The 14818-nt window shown below is 62.7% G+C and carries 28 protein-coding genes; all 28 read right to left on the reverse strand.

Annotation, left to right across the window (positions count from 1 at the left end):
• Positions 1–34: 34 nt before the first annotated feature.
• On the reverse strand, positions 35–418 hold the full coding sequence (gene rplQ / locus AC5P56_RS19820; protein WP_005408217.1) for a 50S ribosomal protein L17: 384 nt from the start codon (positions 416–418) through the stop codon (positions 35–37).
• A gap of 190 nt (positions 419–608) precedes the next feature.
• Complete coding sequence (locus tag AC5P56_RS19825; RefSeq protein ID WP_005408216.1) at positions 609–1607, reverse strand: DNA-directed RNA polymerase subunit alpha; 999 nt, start codon at positions 1605–1607, stop codon at positions 609–611.
• A 55-nt stretch (positions 1608–1662) separates the two neighbouring features.
• Positions 1663–2292: a 30S ribosomal protein S4 gene (rpsD, locus tag AC5P56_RS19830; protein WP_004145446.1), complete on the reverse strand. Its 630-nt coding sequence runs from the start codon at positions 2290–2292 to the stop codon at positions 1663–1665.
• A 15-nt stretch (positions 2293–2307) separates the two neighbouring features.
• Complete coding sequence (gene rpsK / locus AC5P56_RS19835; protein WP_004145443.1) at positions 2308–2697, reverse strand: 30S ribosomal protein S11; 390 nt, start codon at positions 2695–2697, stop codon at positions 2308–2310.
• 11 nt (positions 2698–2708) lie between these two features.
• Positions 2709–3065, reverse strand: a complete 357-nt coding sequence (rpsM, locus tag AC5P56_RS19840; protein ID WP_004154500.1) for a 30S ribosomal protein S13 — start codon at positions 3063–3065, stop codon at positions 2709–2711.
• A gap of 347 nt (positions 3066–3412) precedes the next feature.
• Positions 3413–4780: a preprotein translocase subunit SecY gene (secY, locus tag AC5P56_RS19845; RefSeq protein WP_005415420.1), complete on the reverse strand. Its 1368-nt coding sequence runs from the start codon at positions 4778–4780 to the stop codon at positions 3413–3415.
• A gap of 7 nt (positions 4781–4787) precedes the next feature.
• Positions 4788–5231: a 50S ribosomal protein L15 gene (gene rplO, locus AC5P56_RS19850; RefSeq protein ID WP_004154498.1), complete on the reverse strand. Its 444-nt coding sequence runs from the start codon at positions 5229–5231 to the stop codon at positions 4788–4790.
• Between the two features lie 6 nt (positions 5232–5237).
• Positions 5238–5429: a 50S ribosomal protein L30 gene (rpmD, locus tag AC5P56_RS19855; RefSeq protein ID WP_005408214.1), complete on the reverse strand. Its 192-nt coding sequence runs from the start codon at positions 5427–5429 to the stop codon at positions 5238–5240.
• Positions 5422–5964 (reverse strand): 30S ribosomal protein S5, encoded by a 543-nt coding sequence (rpsE, locus tag AC5P56_RS19860; RefSeq protein WP_005408213.1) that lies wholly within the window; start codon positions 5962–5964, stop codon positions 5422–5424. The genes rpmD and rpsE overlap by 8 nt, the downstream gene beginning before the upstream one ends.
• 161 nt (positions 5965–6125) lie before the next feature.
• Positions 6126–6485 carry a 50S ribosomal protein L18 gene (gene rplR, locus AC5P56_RS19865; RefSeq protein WP_169411773.1) on the reverse strand — a complete coding sequence of 120 codons (360 nt, stop codon included), beginning with the start codon at positions 6483–6485 and terminating at the stop codon, positions 6126–6128.
• A gap of 80 nt (positions 6486–6565) precedes the next feature.
• On the reverse strand, positions 6566–7090 hold the full coding sequence (gene rplF / locus AC5P56_RS19870) for a 50S ribosomal protein L6 (RefSeq protein WP_014646052.1): 525 nt from the start codon (positions 7088–7090) through the stop codon (positions 6566–6568).
• Positions 7091–7108: 18 nt separating this feature from the next.
• Positions 7109–7507: a 30S ribosomal protein S8 gene (gene rpsH / locus AC5P56_RS19875; protein ID WP_005408210.1), complete on the reverse strand. Its 399-nt coding sequence runs from the start codon at positions 7505–7507 to the stop codon at positions 7109–7111.
• A gap of 257 nt (positions 7508–7764) precedes the next feature.
• A complete protein-coding gene (gene rpsN / locus AC5P56_RS19880; RefSeq protein ID WP_005408209.1) occupies positions 7765–8070 on the reverse strand; it encodes a 30S ribosomal protein S14 in 306 nt (101 codons plus the stop codon).
• Between the two features lie 18 nt (positions 8071–8088).
• Positions 8089–8631 carry a 50S ribosomal protein L5 gene (rplE, locus tag AC5P56_RS19885; protein ID WP_005415416.1) on the reverse strand — a complete coding sequence of 181 codons (543 nt, stop codon included), beginning with the start codon at positions 8629–8631 and terminating at the stop codon, positions 8089–8091.
• 11 nt (positions 8632–8642) lie between these two features.
• Entirely contained in the window at positions 8643–8960 is a 318-nt protein-coding gene (rplX, locus tag AC5P56_RS19890; RefSeq protein WP_004154490.1) for a 50S ribosomal protein L24, read from the reverse strand.
• A gap of 16 nt (positions 8961–8976) precedes the next feature.
• Complete coding sequence (gene rplN, locus AC5P56_RS19895) at positions 8977–9345, reverse strand: 50S ribosomal protein L14 (RefSeq protein ID WP_010483978.1); 369 nt, start codon at positions 9343–9345, stop codon at positions 8977–8979.
• A gap of 12 nt (positions 9346–9357) precedes the next feature.
• On the reverse strand, positions 9358–9627 hold the full coding sequence (rpsQ, locus tag AC5P56_RS19900; protein WP_004154489.1) for a 30S ribosomal protein S17: 270 nt from the start codon (positions 9625–9627) through the stop codon (positions 9358–9360).
• A gap of 11 nt (positions 9628–9638) precedes the next feature.
• A complete protein-coding gene (gene rpmC, locus AC5P56_RS19905; RefSeq protein ID WP_004154487.1) occupies positions 9639–9824 on the reverse strand; it encodes a 50S ribosomal protein L29 in 186 nt (61 codons plus the stop codon).
• Positions 9824–10237, reverse strand: a complete 414-nt coding sequence (rplP, locus tag AC5P56_RS19910) for a 50S ribosomal protein L16 (RefSeq protein WP_004154486.1) — start codon at positions 10235–10237, stop codon at positions 9824–9826. The genes rpmC and rplP overlap by 1 nt, the downstream gene beginning before the upstream one ends.
• Positions 10238–10242: 5 nt before the next feature.
• Entirely contained in the window at positions 10243–10977 is a 735-nt protein-coding gene (gene rpsC / locus AC5P56_RS19915; RefSeq protein WP_004145350.1) for a 30S ribosomal protein S3, read from the reverse strand.
• An 18-nt stretch (positions 10978–10995) separates the two neighbouring features.
• Positions 10996–11331 carry a 50S ribosomal protein L22 gene (rplV, locus tag AC5P56_RS19920; protein ID WP_004145348.1) on the reverse strand — a complete coding sequence of 112 codons (336 nt, stop codon included), beginning with the start codon at positions 11329–11331 and terminating at the stop codon, positions 10996–10998.
• Between the two features lie 12 nt (positions 11332–11343).
• On the reverse strand, positions 11344–11613 hold the full coding sequence (gene rpsS, locus AC5P56_RS19925; protein ID WP_005415413.1) for a 30S ribosomal protein S19: 270 nt from the start codon (positions 11611–11613) through the stop codon (positions 11344–11346).
• Positions 11614–11619: 6 nt separating this feature from the next.
• Positions 11620–12447 carry a 50S ribosomal protein L2 gene (gene rplB / locus AC5P56_RS19930; RefSeq protein WP_004145339.1) on the reverse strand — a complete coding sequence of 276 codons (828 nt, stop codon included), beginning with the start codon at positions 12445–12447 and terminating at the stop codon, positions 11620–11622.
• Between the two features lie 10 nt (positions 12448–12457).
• The gene (rplW, locus tag AC5P56_RS19935; RefSeq protein ID WP_004145338.1) at positions 12458–12757 is read right to left on the reverse strand and encodes a 50S ribosomal protein L23; all 300 of its coding nucleotides are present in this window, start codon (positions 12755–12757) and stop codon (positions 12458–12460) included.
• Entirely contained in the window at positions 12754–13359 is a 606-nt protein-coding gene (gene rplD, locus AC5P56_RS19940; RefSeq protein WP_004145337.1) for a 50S ribosomal protein L4, read from the reverse strand. The genes rplW and rplD overlap by 4 nt, the downstream gene beginning before the upstream one ends.
• Before the next feature lie 12 nt (positions 13360–13371).
• On the reverse strand, positions 13372–14022 hold the full coding sequence (rplC, locus tag AC5P56_RS19945; protein ID WP_004145336.1) for a 50S ribosomal protein L3: 651 nt from the start codon (positions 14020–14022) through the stop codon (positions 13372–13374).
• 11 nt (positions 14023–14033) lie between these two features.
• Complete coding sequence (gene rpsJ, locus AC5P56_RS19950) at positions 14034–14345, reverse strand: 30S ribosomal protein S10 (RefSeq protein ID WP_005408208.1); 312 nt, start codon at positions 14343–14345, stop codon at positions 14034–14036.
• A 332-nt stretch (positions 14346–14677) separates the two neighbouring features.
• The coding region (locus tag AC5P56_RS19955; protein ID WP_487247787.1) for an EF-Tu C-terminal domain-related protein at positions 14678–14818 on the reverse strand (141 nt) is incomplete at its 5' end.

Raw genomic sequence — 14818 nt, forward strand, 5'->3', positions numbered from 1 at the left:
CGGGCTTTCGCTGTGTCGCGTTGGAGCGGTCCGATTACTCGGCCACTTCCTCGGCCACGACCGGACGGTCAACCAGCTCGACGTAGGCCATCGGTGCGTTGTCGCCGGCACGGAAACCGCACTTCAGCAGGCGCAGGTAGCCGCCCGGACGGTTCGCGTAGCGCGGGCCCAGGATGGTGAACAGGTTGCCCACGGCTTCGTTGTCGCGCAGGCGGGCGAAGGCCAGACGGCGGTTGGCGACCGAGTCGACCTTGGCCAGAGTGATCAGCGGCTCGGCAACGCGGCGCAGTTCCTTGGCCTTCGGCAGGGTGGTCTTGATCAGCTCGTGCTTGAACAGCGAGGCGGCCATGTTCTTGAACATCGCTTCGCGGTGCGCGCTGGTGCGGCTGAACTTACGGCCAGACTTCTGGTGACGCATGGTGATATTCCTTGGTTAATGATGCGGCTGTGTGGATCGTTGTCGCCATCCTGGCGTTACTGCGCGGACTGCGGTTGGTCCTGGCCGCCCGTCCTGGACGACCTGCCCGCGAACCTGCGGTTCGTCGTGGCATGGTGTGTTGCGTTGAAGGCTCCACCGCGAGCGGTGGAGCCTCCAGGCATTACCGATATCAGCCCAGCATGCCGTGGCTGGCGACGCCGGCCGGCGGCCAGTTCTCCAGCTTCATGCCGAGGGACAGGCCGCGCTGAGCCAGCACTTCCTTGATCTCGGTGAGCGACTTCTTGCCCAGGTTCGGGGTCTTCAGCAGCTCCACTTCGGTCTTCTGGATCAGATCGCCGATGTAGTAGATGCTTTCAGCCTTCAGGCAGTTGGCCGAACGCACGGTCAGCTCCAGATCGTCGATCGGGCGCAGCAGCACCGGATCCACGCCGTTGTTGGCCGGCTTGGCCGCACCGCGGTCGCGGTGGGTGAAGTCACCGAACACCGACAGCTGGTCGCTGAGGATGTCGGCGGCGGTGCGCACGGCTTCCTCGGCATCGATGGTGCCGTTGGTCTCGATATCGATGACCAGCTTGTCCAGGTCGGTACGCTGTTCGACACGCGCCGCTTCCACGGCGTAGGCGACACGGCGGACCGGCGAGAACGAGGCATCCAGGACCAGGCGGCCGATGGCACGGGTTTCTTCGTCCGGACGACGACGCGCGGCAGCCGGCTGGTAGCCGAAACCACGTTCGATCTTCAGACGCATGTTGATCGCCGTATCCTTGGTCAGGTGGCAGATCACATGGTCGCCGTTCAGGATCTCCACATTGTGGTCGACCTTGATGTCGGCAGCGGTGACAACGCCCGGGCCCTGCTTGGACAGGGACAGGGTGGCGCTGTCGCCGGAGTGCATACGGATGGCCACGTCCTTCAGGTTCAGCAGGACTTCGAGCACGTCCTCCTGCAGACCTTCGACCGTGGTGTACTCATGCAACACGCCGTCGATTTCGACTTCCGTGATGGCGAAGCCCGGGATGGACGACAGCAGCACGCGACGCAGGGCATTACCCAGCGTATGCCCGTAACCCCGCTCCAAAGGTTCGATAACGACCTTTGCACGGGTGTCGGTAAGGCGTTCGATCTGCGGACCGCGAGGACGCAGAACCTGGTTGGCGGTAACCGTCATGTTGCGGGTTCTCCTAGTGAACCCCCGGCCGTCGCCGGGGGCTCTCCAATGTGAATTACTTCGAATACAGCTCGACGATCAGCGCTTCGTTGATGTCCGCAGGCAGATCCGAACGATCCGGAACAGCCTTGAAGATGCCGGTGAACTTGCCGGAATCCACTTCAACCCACGACGGGCTCAGGTCATGCTGGGCGGCGACGGTCAGGGCTTCCTGGACGCGCAGCTGCTTGGCAGCCTTTTCAGACAGGGCGATGGCGTCGCCAGCCTTGACCTGGTACGAAGCCAGGTTGACCGACTTGCCATTCACGGTGACGCCGCGGTGCGACACCAGCTGACGGGCAGCCGGACGGGTCACGGCGAAGCCCATGCGGTAGACGACGTTGTCCAGGCGGGTTTCCAGCAGCTGCAGCAGGTTCTCGCCGGTGTTGCCCTTCTTGGTCGAGGCCTTCTTGTAGTAGTTGCGGAACTGACGCTCCAGCAGGCCGTAGATACGCTTGACCTTCTGCTTTTCACGCAGCTGGGTGGCGTAGTCGGACAGCTTGCCCTTGCGGGCAGTGGCGCCGTGCTGGCCGGGCTTCTGCTCCAGCTTGCACTTCGAGTCCAGCGCACGCGCCGGGCTCTTCAGGGACAGGTCGGCGCCTTCGCGGCGGGCGAGCTTACAGGTAGGACCGATATAACGAGCCATTTCTTATCGCTCCCTTTAGACGCGACGCTTCTTCGGCGGACGGCACCCGTTGTGCGGGATAGGCGTCACGTCGATGATGTTGGTGATCTTGTAGCCGACGTTGTTCAACGAACGCACGGCCGACTCACGGCCCGGACCCGGGCCCTTGATGCGGACTTCCAGCGACTTCACGCCGTAGTCCAGCGCAGCACGACCGGCCTTTTCAGCAGCCACCTGGGCAGCGAACGGGGTCGACTTGCGCGAACCGCGGAAGCCAGCGCCACCGGAGGTCGCCCACGACAGAGCATTGCCCTGGCGGTCGGTGATGGTGACGATGGTGTTGTTGAACGAAGCGTGGACGTGGGCAACGCCGTCGGTGACGACGCGCTTGATCTTCTTCTTGGTCTTAGCAGCGGGCTTAGCCATTTCTCAGTCCCTTACTTCTTGATCGCCTTGCGCGGACCCTTGCGGGTGCGGGCGTTGGTACGGGTGCGCTGGCCACGCAGCGGGAGGCCACGACGGTGACGCAGGCCGCGGTAGCAGCCCAGGTCCATCAGGCGCTTGATCGCGATACCGATTTCACGGCGCAGATCGCCTTCCACGATGTACTTGCCGACTTCGGCGCGCAGGCGCTCGATTTCCGGCTCCGACAGATCGCGGATCTTGGTGGTCGAAGCAACGCCTGCGACTTCGCAGACCTTCTTCGAACGGGTACGGCCGATGCCGTAAATGCTTTGCAACCCGACCCAGACATGCTTCTGGGCTGGCAGGTTGACGCCTGCAATACGCGCCATGACGCGGTTCTCCAGCTGAGTGATGGCCGACAGCGCGCCTCGGGCACGCCAATCCGGCAGGATGGATCAAAAAAGTGAACTAGCGATACTAACAAGGTTCCGGTTTACATGGAAGCCCGTGAAACCATTGGTTTCATGAACCCGGCCTGGGGAGTGTGCCCAGGCTCCGGCGCCGGATGGGGTTGGACCTGGGGTTTCCCCCGGGGCCGCCCGCGCTACTCCAGCGCGGGACCACCTCATCACACCCCCACCCGGAACCGCTGCGGGGGCCGCCCTTCGTTTGTGTGGCCAGAGTCCGCGAAGCGGAGGGACCATCACGTCAGGAAGACGAAAGTATAACAGGCCTATCAGCCGCGGGCAAAACCGCCGCGGTTGCCACCCTTCAGGTTGGCCTTCTTCAGCAGGCTCTCGTACTGGTGGGACATCAGGTGCGCCTGCACCTGGGCGATGAAGTCCATCACCACCACCACCACGATCAGCAGCGAAGTACCACCGAAGTAGAACGAGGCGTTCAGCTGCGTGCGCATCAGTTCCGGCAGCAGGCAGACGATCACCAGGTACGCCGAGCCGGCCGCGGTCAGGCGGGTCAGCACGCCGTCGATGTAGTCGGCGGTCGCCTTGCCCGGACGGATGCCCGGAATCAGCGCACCGGACTTCTTCAGGTTGTCGGCGGTTTCCTGCGAGTTGAACACCAGCGCGGTATAGAAGAACGCGAAACCGGTGATCAGCGCAGCGAACACGATCATGTGCAGCGGCTCGCCCGGGCCCAGGGCGTTGGCGACCTTCTGCAGGACCTGGCCGAAGCTGCTCTGGTTGGCGGCCTGGCCGGACCACATGGCCAGGGTGGCCGGGAAGGCCAGCAGGCTCGAGGCGAAGATCGCCGGGATGACGCCGGCCATGTTGAGCTTCAGCGGCAGGAACGAGGTCTGGTTCATGTACGCGTTGCGACCACCCTGGCGGCGCGCGTAATTGACCGTGATCCGGCGCTGGCCACGCTCGACGAACACCACGAAGAAGGTGAAGGCGAGCACGACGATGGCGATCAGCAGCAGCTGGATGAACTGGATGTTGCCGTCGCGGTAGGCATCGAAGGTGTGGATGACCGCACCCGGCAGGCCCGCCACGATACCGGCGAAGATGATCAGCGACACGCCGTTGCCGATGCCGCGCTCGGTGACCTGCTCACCGACCCACATCAGGAACATGGTGCCGGCGGTCAGTGCGACCACGGCAGTGAGCACGAAGCCCATGCCCGGCGCATACACGACCGGAGCGCCCGACGGCGAGACCTGGCCCTGCAGGGCCAGCGCGATCGAGCCGCCCTGCACCACTGCCAGCAGCACGGCGCCGATGCGCGAATACTGGGTGATCTTGCGGCGGCCGGACTCACCTTCCTTCTGCATCGCCTTCAGGGCGGGGAAGATGTGCACGGCCAGCTGCATCACGATCGATGCCGAGATGTACGGCATCACGTTCAGCGCGAAGATGCTGAAACGGTGCAGGGCGCCGCCCGAGAACATGTTGAACATGTCCACGATGCCGCCGCCCTGCTGTTGCATCATGGCAAGCATGGCATCGGGATTGACGCCCGGCACCGGCACGTAGCAGCCGATGCGATAGACGATCAAAGCCCCGACGACGAACAGCAAACGTTGGCGAAGTTCAGTGAACTTGCCCATTCCGCCCGCGAGGTTACCGATGCCAGCTTGCGCCATGATTTTCTTACTCCGTTACGCTGCCGCCGGCAGCTTCGATTGCAGCCTTGGCACCCGCCGTGGCAGCAATACCCTTCAGGGTGAACGCCTTGGTCACTTCGCCCTTGACGACGACCTTGGCCTTCTTTGCGGTGCTCGGGACCAGCTTGGCAGCACGCAGGGCGGCGAAATCGATCTCACCGGCCGGCAGCTTGTCCAGCGCGTACAGCAGCACTTCAGCGGTGTCCTTGGCGATCGGCGAACGGAAGCCGATCTTCGGCAGACGACGCTGCATGGGGGTCTGGCCGCCTTCGAAGCCAGCCTTGATCTTGCCGCCACCCTTACGGGCGAACGAACCCTTGTGGCCGCGGCCGGCAGTCTTGCCCAGGCCCGAGCCGATACCGCGGCCGACGCGGGTGCGCTCGGTGCGGGCGCCCGGTGCCGGGCTCAGTTCATTGAGACGCAGAGTCATGGTCGATTACTCCTCAACCTGGACGAGGTACTGAACCTTGTTGATCAGGCCGCGTACCTGCGGGCTGTCCTTCAGTTCACGCACATCGTTGAGCTTGTTCAGGCCCAGGGCACGCACCGACAGGCGGTGACGCGACTGGGTACCACGCAGGCCACGCACCAGGCGGACCTTCACAGTCTTGTTGGACTCATTAGCCATGGTTGAGTTCCTCCACCTTCTTGCCGCGCTTGGCCGCGATGCGAGCCGGCGACTGCGCAGCAGACAGGCCCTTCACGGTGGCACGCACCAGGTTGATCGGGTTACGCGAACCGGTGGCCTTGGCCAGCACGTTCTTCACGCCAACGGCTTCCAGCACGGCGCGCATGGCACCGCCGGCGATCACGCCGGTACCTTCCGAAGCCGGCTGCATGAACACGCGGGCTGCGCCGTGACCATCCTTGATGGTGTGCCACAGGGTGCCGTTGTTCAGGTCAACGCTGACCAGGTTCTTGCGGGCCTGCTCCATCGACTTCTGGATGGCGACCGGCACTTCGCGGGCCTTGCCATAACCGAAACCGACCTTGCCTTCGCCGTCGCCGACAACGGTCAGGGCGGTGAAGGTGAACTGGCGGCCACCCTTGACGGTCTTGCTGACGCGGTTGACCGCGACCAGCTTTTCGATCATGCCGTCGTCGATCTTCTCTTCGCGGTTACGGTCGCGATCGCGACCCCGCTGCTGACGCTCTTCTGCCATGTTGATTCCTTGGTTGTTTGGGTATGTACGGCTCGAGGCCGCTTATGGTTGTGGAGTGACGCGTTGTTCCGGTGGGCCACTGCAGAAGAGCGGCGCCGTCCAGCCTCGCTCAGGCTGGCGAGCAGGCAGGCAGGAGGCCATCGACCCCCTGCCCTTGTCCCTTAGAACTGCAGGCCGGCTTCGCGGGCCGCTTCTGCCAGGGCCTTGATGCGGCCGTGGTAGCGGTAGCCCGAACGATCGAAGGCAACCTTCTCGACGCCGGCGGCCTTGGCGCGCTCGGCGACGATGCGGCCAACCTTGGCAGCGGCATCGGCGTTCTTGCCGTTCTTCAGGCCTTCCTTGACGTCGGTCTGGGTGGTGTTGGCGGCAGCCAGCACCTTCGAACCGTCAGCGGTGAAGACCTGGGCGTACAGGTGCTGGCCGGTGCGCAGCACCGACAGGCGGGCGACGCCGAGCTCACGGATGTGGGCGCGGGTCGACTTGGCGCGACGCAGGCGGGCGATGTTCTTGTTCATTTTGATTATTCCTTGAAAGCTGAAGGATGGGCTTCTCCCTGAGGAGTCCGCACATGGATGTGCGGGCTCTTGCGAGGGACTCGCACTTACGCCTTCTTGGCTTCCTTACGGATGATGACTTCGTCGGAGTACTTCACGCCCTTGCCCTTGTACGGCTCCGGCTTGCGGAACGCACGGATCTTGGCGGCGACTTCACCGACGACCTGCTTGTCAGCGCCCTGGACCAGGATCTCGGTCTGGGTCGGGGTGGTGATGGTGATGCCTTCCGGCGCCACGAACACGACCGGGTGCGAGAAGCCCAGCGACAGGCTCAGGTCCTTGCCCTGCATGGCAGCGCGGTAACCCACGCCAACCAGCTCCAGCTTGCGCTCGAAGCCTTCGGACACGCCCTTGACCATGTTGGACAGGATCGCACGCACGGTGCCGGTCAGTGCGACCAGCTCGGCGTTCTCGGTGCTCAGGGTGGCAACGCCATTGTCGACGTTGATGGCAATGCCGGCCGGCTTGGCCAGCGACAGGGTGCCCTTCGGGCCCTTGGCGGTGACGCTGTCCGACTGGACGTTCAGTTCAACCTTACCCAGGGTGATCGGCTTCTTGGCTACGCGGGACATAGTTCTACTCCTTTCGCCTTAGGCCACGAAGCACAGGACTTCGCCGCCGACGCCCAGCTGGCGCGCCTGCGCATCAGTCATGATGCCCTTGGAGGTGGAAATGATGGAGATACCCAGGCCGTTCATGACCTTCGGCAGCTCGCTCTTGCCGCGGTACTGGCGCAGGCCCGAACGCGAGAAGCGCTTCAGGGTCGCGATGACCGGCTTGCCTTCGAAATACTTCAGCACGATTTCCAGCTCGGACTTGTTGTTTTCCAGCTGGGTCACGCGCAGGTCGGTGATGTAACCCTCGTCCTTCAGGACCTGGGCGATCGCAACCTTGATCTTGGACGACGGGGCTTTCACCGTCTGCTTGCCAACTGCGGCCGCATTCTTGATGCGGACCAGCAGGTCGGCGATGGGATCAGTCATGCTCATATGAGTACCTTTGAGTGCACCGATATCCGCTTTCGCGAAAATCTGTTGTCTCCTGGAAACGGGCCAGGTCCCTTGATGCAGCGGGCCAGGCCCACTCCTACAACCCCGTCTGCACAGGGCAAGACGCGGGAGTATACGCCAAAAGAGCCCGACTTGCGTCGGGCTCTTCGGGTTTTTTCGCAGAAAGGAAGCTGAACAGCCCCCTCCCCCGGTTCAGCACCCCCGCAAGGGGGTGCTGAGCGCAGGGCCGGCTGGGATTACCAGCTGGCCTTGCGCAGGCCCGGGACGTCGCCACGCATGGTGGCTTCGCGCAGCTTGTTGCGGCCGAGGCCGAACTTGCTGTACACGCCACGCGGACGACCCGACAGCTCGCAACGGTTGCGCTGACGGCTCGGCGACGAATCGCGCGGCAGCTTGGCCAGCTTGGTTGCGGCGTCGATCTTCTCTTCGTAGGTCGCGTCCACGGAGGACACGATCTTCTTCAGAGCCGCACGCTTCTCAGCGTACTTCTTGGCCAGCTTTTCCCGCTTGATGTCGCGGTTGACCATGGAGGTCTTTGCCATTTCGGTTTCCTCGACAGATCAGTTACGGAACGGGAACTTGAACGCTGCCAGCAGCGCCTTCGCTTCCGCGTCGGTCTTCGCAGTGGTGGTGATGGCGATATCCATACCGCGGATCGCGTCGACGGCGTCGAAGTCGATTTCCGGGAAGATGATCTGTTCCTTCACACCCATGTTGAAGTTGCCGCGGCCGTCGAAGGAACGACCGGAAACACCACGGAAGTCGCGCACGCGCGGCAGCGAGATGTTGATCAGGCGGTCCAGGAACTCGTACATCTTGTGGCGACGCAGCGTGGTCTTGCAGCCGATCGGCCAACCATCACGGATCTTGAACGACGCAACCGAGATACGCGACTTGGTGACAACCGGCTTCTGGCCGGAAATCTTGGTCATGTCCGCGACGGCGTTTTCCAGGATCTTCTTGTTGGTGGCAGCCTCGCCGACACCCATGTTCAGGGTGACCTTGACGAGCTTCGGTACTTCCATCGGATTGGTGTAGCCGAACTGCTTCATCAGCGCCGGCACCACTTCTTCCTTGTAGATCTTTTCGAGACGGGAAGTCATCTTCACATTCCTCAGGCGTCGAGCGCCTCACCGCTGGAGCGGAACACACGCAGTTTGCGTCCATCCTCCAGCACCTTGAAGCCAACGCGTTCGCCCTTGCCCGAAGCCGGGTTCAGCACGTTCACGTTGGAGATATGGATCGAAGCTTCGCGCTCGACCACGCCGCCGGCAACACCTGCCTGCGGGTTCGGCTTGGTGTGGCGCTTGACGATGTTCACGTTGGCGACGACCACACGGTCGCCGTCGACGCGGACGACTTCGCCCTGCTTGCCCTTGTCCTTGCCAGCGTTGACGACAACCTGGTCGCCCTTCTTGATACGGTTAGCCATGATTATCTCCTGTCGCTCACAGCACTTCGGGAGCGAGCGAGACGATCTTCATGAACTTCTCCGAACGAAGTTCACGGGTCACCGGCCCGAAGATACGGGTACCGATCGGCTCCTGCTTGTTGTTCAGCAGGACGGCAGCGTTGCCGTCGAAGCGGATCAGCGAACCGTCGGCGCGACGCACACCCTTGCGGGTACGCACCACGACGGCGTCATACACTTCACCCTTCTTGACCTTGCCGCGCGGAATCGCATCCTTCACGGTGACCTTGATGATGTCGCCGATGCCGGCGTAACGGCGCTTGGAACCACCCAGCACCTTGAAGCACATCACCTGCTTGGCACCCGAATTGTCCGCGACGTCAAGGTAGCTCTGCATCTGGATCATGATTCAGACTCCTTATTCAGCCGCACGCGTGATGACTTCCACCACGCGCCAGTTCTTGGTCTTGGACATCGGAGCAATCTCGGTCACGCGGACGACATCGCCTTCCTTGCAGGCGTTGTCGGCATCGTGGGCGTGCAGCTTGGTCGAGCGCTTGATGTACTTGCCGTACAGCGCGTGCTTGACCTGACGCTCAACCAGGACGGTAACCGTCTTGTCCATCTTGTTGCTGACGACACGGCCTTCGACCGTGCGCAGCGTCTTCTTTTCAGTATTGTCGCTCATAGCGGCCATCCTTACTTCGTGCTGCCGAGCAGGGTCTTGACGCGAGCAATCTCGCGACGGACCCGGCGAATGTCGTGGGTCTTCGGCAGCTGGCCGGTGACCTGCTGCATACGGACAGAGAACTGTTCCTTACGCAGGTCGATCAGGTGGGCCTTGAGTTCGTCAGCCGACTTTTCACGGAGAGTTTTGATATCCATCAGCGCACCGTACGGGTCACGAAAGTGGTGGTGACCGAGAGCTTGGCGGCGGCCAGGCGGAACGCCTCGCGAGCCACTTCCTCGGAAACACCCTCGATTTCATAGATCATGCGGCCGGGCTGGATCTGGGCCACCCAGTATTCCACGTTACCCTTACCCGAACCCATTCGAACTTCGATGGGCTTCTTGGTGATGGGCTTGTCGGGGAACACGCGGATCCACATCTTGCCGCCGCGCTTGACGTAGCGGCTGATCGAGCGGCGGGCCGCTTCGATCTGACGCGCGGTCAGCTGACCGTGTGCGGTTGCCTTCAGGCCGTATTCGCCGAAGCTGACAGCGTTGGCGCTCCAGCTCAGGCCATCGTTACGGCCCTTGTGTACCTTGCGGTACTTGGTTCGCTTGGGTTGCAACATTGTCGTTACCTCGCTTCACGGGCCGGGCGCTGACGGTCACCACGGTCGCCGCGATCGTGACGATCGTTGCGCGACGGGGTGTCGTCCTGCTTTTCCTGGCCAACCTGGGAGAAATCGAAGACCTCGCCCTTGTAGATCCAGACCTTGATGCCGATGATGCCGTAGGTCGTCTTGGCTTCAGCGAAGCCATAGTCGATGTCGGCACGCAGGGTGTGCAGCGGCACGCGGCCTTCGCGGTACCACTCCGAACGGGCGATTTCAGCACCGTTGAGGCGGCCACCAACGTTGACCTTGATGCCCAGGGCACCCAGGCGCATCGCGTTGCCGACCGAGCGCTTCATTGCACGGCGGAACATGATGCGACGCTCCAGCTGCTGGGCGATCGACTCGGCAACGAGCTGCGCGTCCAGTTCCGGCTTGCGCACTTCGGTGACGTTGATGTGCGCCGGGACGCCCATCATCTCGCTCACTTCCTTGCGCAGCTTCTCGATGTCCTCACCGCGCTTGCCGATCACCACGCCCGGACGGGCGGTGTGGATCGTCACGCGAGCGGTCTTGGCCGGACGCTCGATCAGGATCTTGCTGATGCCGGCCTGGGCCAGCTTCTTGCGCAGCATTTCGCGCACTTTCAGGTCGGCTGCCAGGTAACCGGCGAACTCGGCCTTGTTGGCGTACCACTTGGAGTTCCAGTCCTTGGAAATGCCGAGGCGGATACCAATCGGATGAACTTTATGACCCATGGTCTTTTCCTTATCCGCTTACTTGGCGGCGCCCACAACCACAGTGATGTGGCTGGTGCGCTTGAGGATGCGGGTACCGCGGCCTTTCGCCCGCGCCATGAAACGCTTCAGGGTCGGACCTTCATCAACCATGATGGTCTGAACCTTCAGCTCGTCGACGTCGGCGCCCTGGTTGTTCTCGGCGTTGGCAATTGCCGACTCCACCACCTTCTTGATCAGGTGGGCAGCCTTCTTGTCCGAGAACTTCAGCAGGTTGACCGCACGTTCGGCCGGCAGACCGCGCACCTGGTCAGCGACCAGACGAGCCTTCTGCGGGGAGATGCGCGCAGTGCGCAGGATGGCTTTCGCTTCCATTGTCATCTCTCCTTACTTGCCCGACTTCTTGTCACCACCGTGACCCTTGAAGGTCCGGGTGATGGCAAATTCGCCGAGCTTGTGGCCGACCATGTTCTCGTTGACGAGAACCGGGATGTGGTTCTTGCCGTTATGCACGGCAATGGTGATGCCTACCATGTCAGGCAGGATCATCGAACGGCGCGACCAGGTCTTGATCGGCTTCTTGCTGCCCGCAGCGGCCTCCACCTTCTTGACGAGGTGGTGATCGACGAACGGGCCCTTCTTGAGTGAACGTGCCATGGTCGATTAGCCCCTACGATCGCGGACGATGAACTGCTGAGTGCGCTTGTTATGGCGCGTCTTGTAACCCTTGGTCGGAACACCCCACGGGGTGACCGGATGCGGGTTACCCTGGCCGGCCTTGGCCTCACCACCACCGTGCGGGTGGTCAACCGGGTTCATGGCAGCACCACGAACGGTCGGGCGGACGCCGCGCCAACGCTTGGCACCGGCCTTGCCCAGCTTTTCCAGGCTGTGCTCGTCGTTGCCGACTTCGCCGATGGTGGCGCAGCACTCGACCGGAACCTTGCGCATTTCACCCGAGCGCAGGCGCAGGGTGGCGTAGATGCCTTCGCGAGCCACCAGCTGCACGGCCGCACCAGCGGCGCGAGCGATCTGAGCGCCCTTGCCCGGCTTCAGCTCGATGCAGTGGATGGTGGTGCCGACCGGGATGTTGCGCAGCGGCAGGGTGTTGCCGGCCTTGATCGGGGCATCCGAACCAGCGATCACCTGATCACCGGCCTTCAGGCCCTTCGGGGCGATGATGTAGCGACGCTCACCATCGACGTAGCACAGCAGGGCGATGTGGGCGGTGCGGTTCGGATCGTATTCGATGCGTTCCACGCGCGCCGGGATGCCCAGCTTGTTGCGCTTGAAGTCGATGATGCGGTAGTGCTGCTTGGCACCACCACCGACGTGACGCACGGTGATGCGGCCGTGGTGGTTGCGGCCACCCGAGCGGCTCTGCGACTCGACCAGTGCGGCGTGCGGAGCACCCTTGTGCAGGTCGGGCGTAACCACGCGCACGGCCGAACGGCGGCCGGGGGAAGTGGGCTTGAATTTCATCAATGGCATGGGATGTACCTCAGGCCTTGGCCGTTACATCGATCGACTGGCCGTCGGCCAGGCGAACGTACGCCTTGCGCCAATCGCCGCGGCGGCCAGCACGGTTACGGAAGGACTTGTTCTTGCCCTTGACGTTGACCACGTTGACGGCTTCGACCTTGACGTCGAACAGCTGCTCAACCGCGGCCTTTACATCGGCCTTGGTGGCTTCGTTCGAAACTTCGAAGACATACTGGTTGGAGAGTTCCTGCAGGCGCGCGGTCTTTTCGGAGACACGCGGGGCACGCAGCACGCTGAAGATTTTTTCGTTGCTGTTCATGCCAGCCACTCCTCGACCTTCTTGACCGCGTCAGCGGTGATGACGACCGTGTCGGCACCCACCAGCGAGACCGGATCCAGACCCTGGACGTCACGCACCTGCACGTACGGCAGATTGCGGGCGGACAGGTACAGGTGCTCGGACGCTTCTTCGGTGACGATCAGCGGGCGCTTGCCCACTTCCAGGCCGGCCAGCTTGGCGATCAGACCCTTCGTGTTGGTCACTTCGACATCGAAGGACTCCACGATGGTCAGACGGCCCTGACGGTTCAGCTCGGACAGGATCGCGCACATGGCGGCACGGTACTGCTTACGATTGACCTTCTGCTCGAAGCTGCGCGGCTTGGCCGCGAAGGTGACACCGCCGCCGACGAAGATCGGAGCCGTCAGTGCGCCATGACGCGCGCCGCCGCCCTTCTGCTTCTTCGACTTCTTGGTGGTACCAGCCACTTCGGAGCGAGTCTTCTGTGCCTTGGTGCCGGCGCGACCGGCGTTGCGGTAGGCAACGACGACCTGGTGGACCAGATCTTCGCTGAAATCGCGACCGAACACGGCGTCGGAGACCGAGACCTTGTTGTTGCTACCCGTGATAACGAGTTCCATCGTCATCTCTCCTTATGCCTTGCTCGCCGGACGGACGATCACATCGCCACCCGCCGCGCCCGGAACGGCGCCGCGAACGGCGATCAGACCGCGCTCGACGTCGACCTTGACCACTTCCAGGTTCTGGGTGCTCTGCTGCACCGCGCCCATGTGGCCCGACATCTTCTTGCCCGGGAAAACGCGACCCGGGGTCTGGCGCTGACCCAGCGAACCCGGCGCGCGATGCGACAGCGAGTTACCGTGGGTTGCATCGCCCATACGGAAGTTGTGGCGCTTGATGGTGCCCTGGAAGCCCTTGCCCTTGGTGACACCCTGGACGTCGACGATCTGGCCGACTTCGAAGATGTCCGCCTTGACTTCGCCGCCAACGGCGAAATCGCCGAGCTGCGCGTCTTCAACGCGGAATTCCCACAGGCCACGACCCGCTTCCACCTTCGCCTTGGCGAAGTGGCCGGCTTCCGGCTTGTTGACCAGGGCAGCGCGACGCGCGCCGACGGTCACCTGCACGGCGCTGTAGCCGTCGGTTTCGACGGTCTTGATCTGCGCGATGCGGTTCGGGGTTGCTTCGATCAGGGTCACCGGGATGGAACGGCCATCTTCGGTGAACACGCGGCTCATGCCGGCCTTGCGGCCCACGAAGCCCAACGAATACTTCTTCGTCATGGTCGTAGTCCTCAGGTCAGCTTGATCTGAACGTCGACGCCGGCAGCCAGTTCGAGCTTCATCAGCGCGTCCACGGTCTTGTCATTCGGGTCAACGATATCGAGCACGCGCTTGTGCGTGCGGGTCTCGTACTGGTCACGCGCGTCCTTGTCGACGTGCGGGGAGACGAGAACGGTGTAACGCTCGATCTTGGTCGGCAGCGGGATCGGGCCACGCACTTGCGCGCCGGTCCGCTTTGCCGTTTCAACGATCTCGCTGGCCGAACGGTCGATCAGACGATGATCGAACGCTTTCAGCCGGATCCGGATCTTTTGGTCCGCCATGGCGGTAGGTTCCTTCGTTAAAAGAGCGACAGACAAAGCCTCTGGGTTGCTTTGCCCCATGAAATTCCTGAATACGGACGGCCCGCAGTCCTGCAGGCCGACAAGGTCACTCCATGGACCTCAAAAACGTAGGCAGACCAGTTTCCCGGCCTGCCCAGACGTAGAAGCATAATGGCACGCAAGGCAGCTGTCAACAGTCGCCTGTTGACGCCGCCTGAATGGCATTGACCCTTCCTGGTCCGGGGAACACAAGGCACATCCTGTGCCTGCTTTCCCATTTGATACGCCCCGATGCCCTACCCAGGCAACATCGGGGCGCAGATACTACCAGATTACTCGATGATCTTCGAGACCACGCCGGCGCCGACGGTACGGCCGCCTTCGCGGATGGCGAAGCGCAGGCCTTCGTCCATTGCCACCGGGTTGATCAGGGTGACGACCATCTTGACGTTGTCACCCGGCATCACCATTTC

It is taken from the genome of Stenotrophomonas sp. YJH_SMC_131 (genome assembly GCF_059367975.1).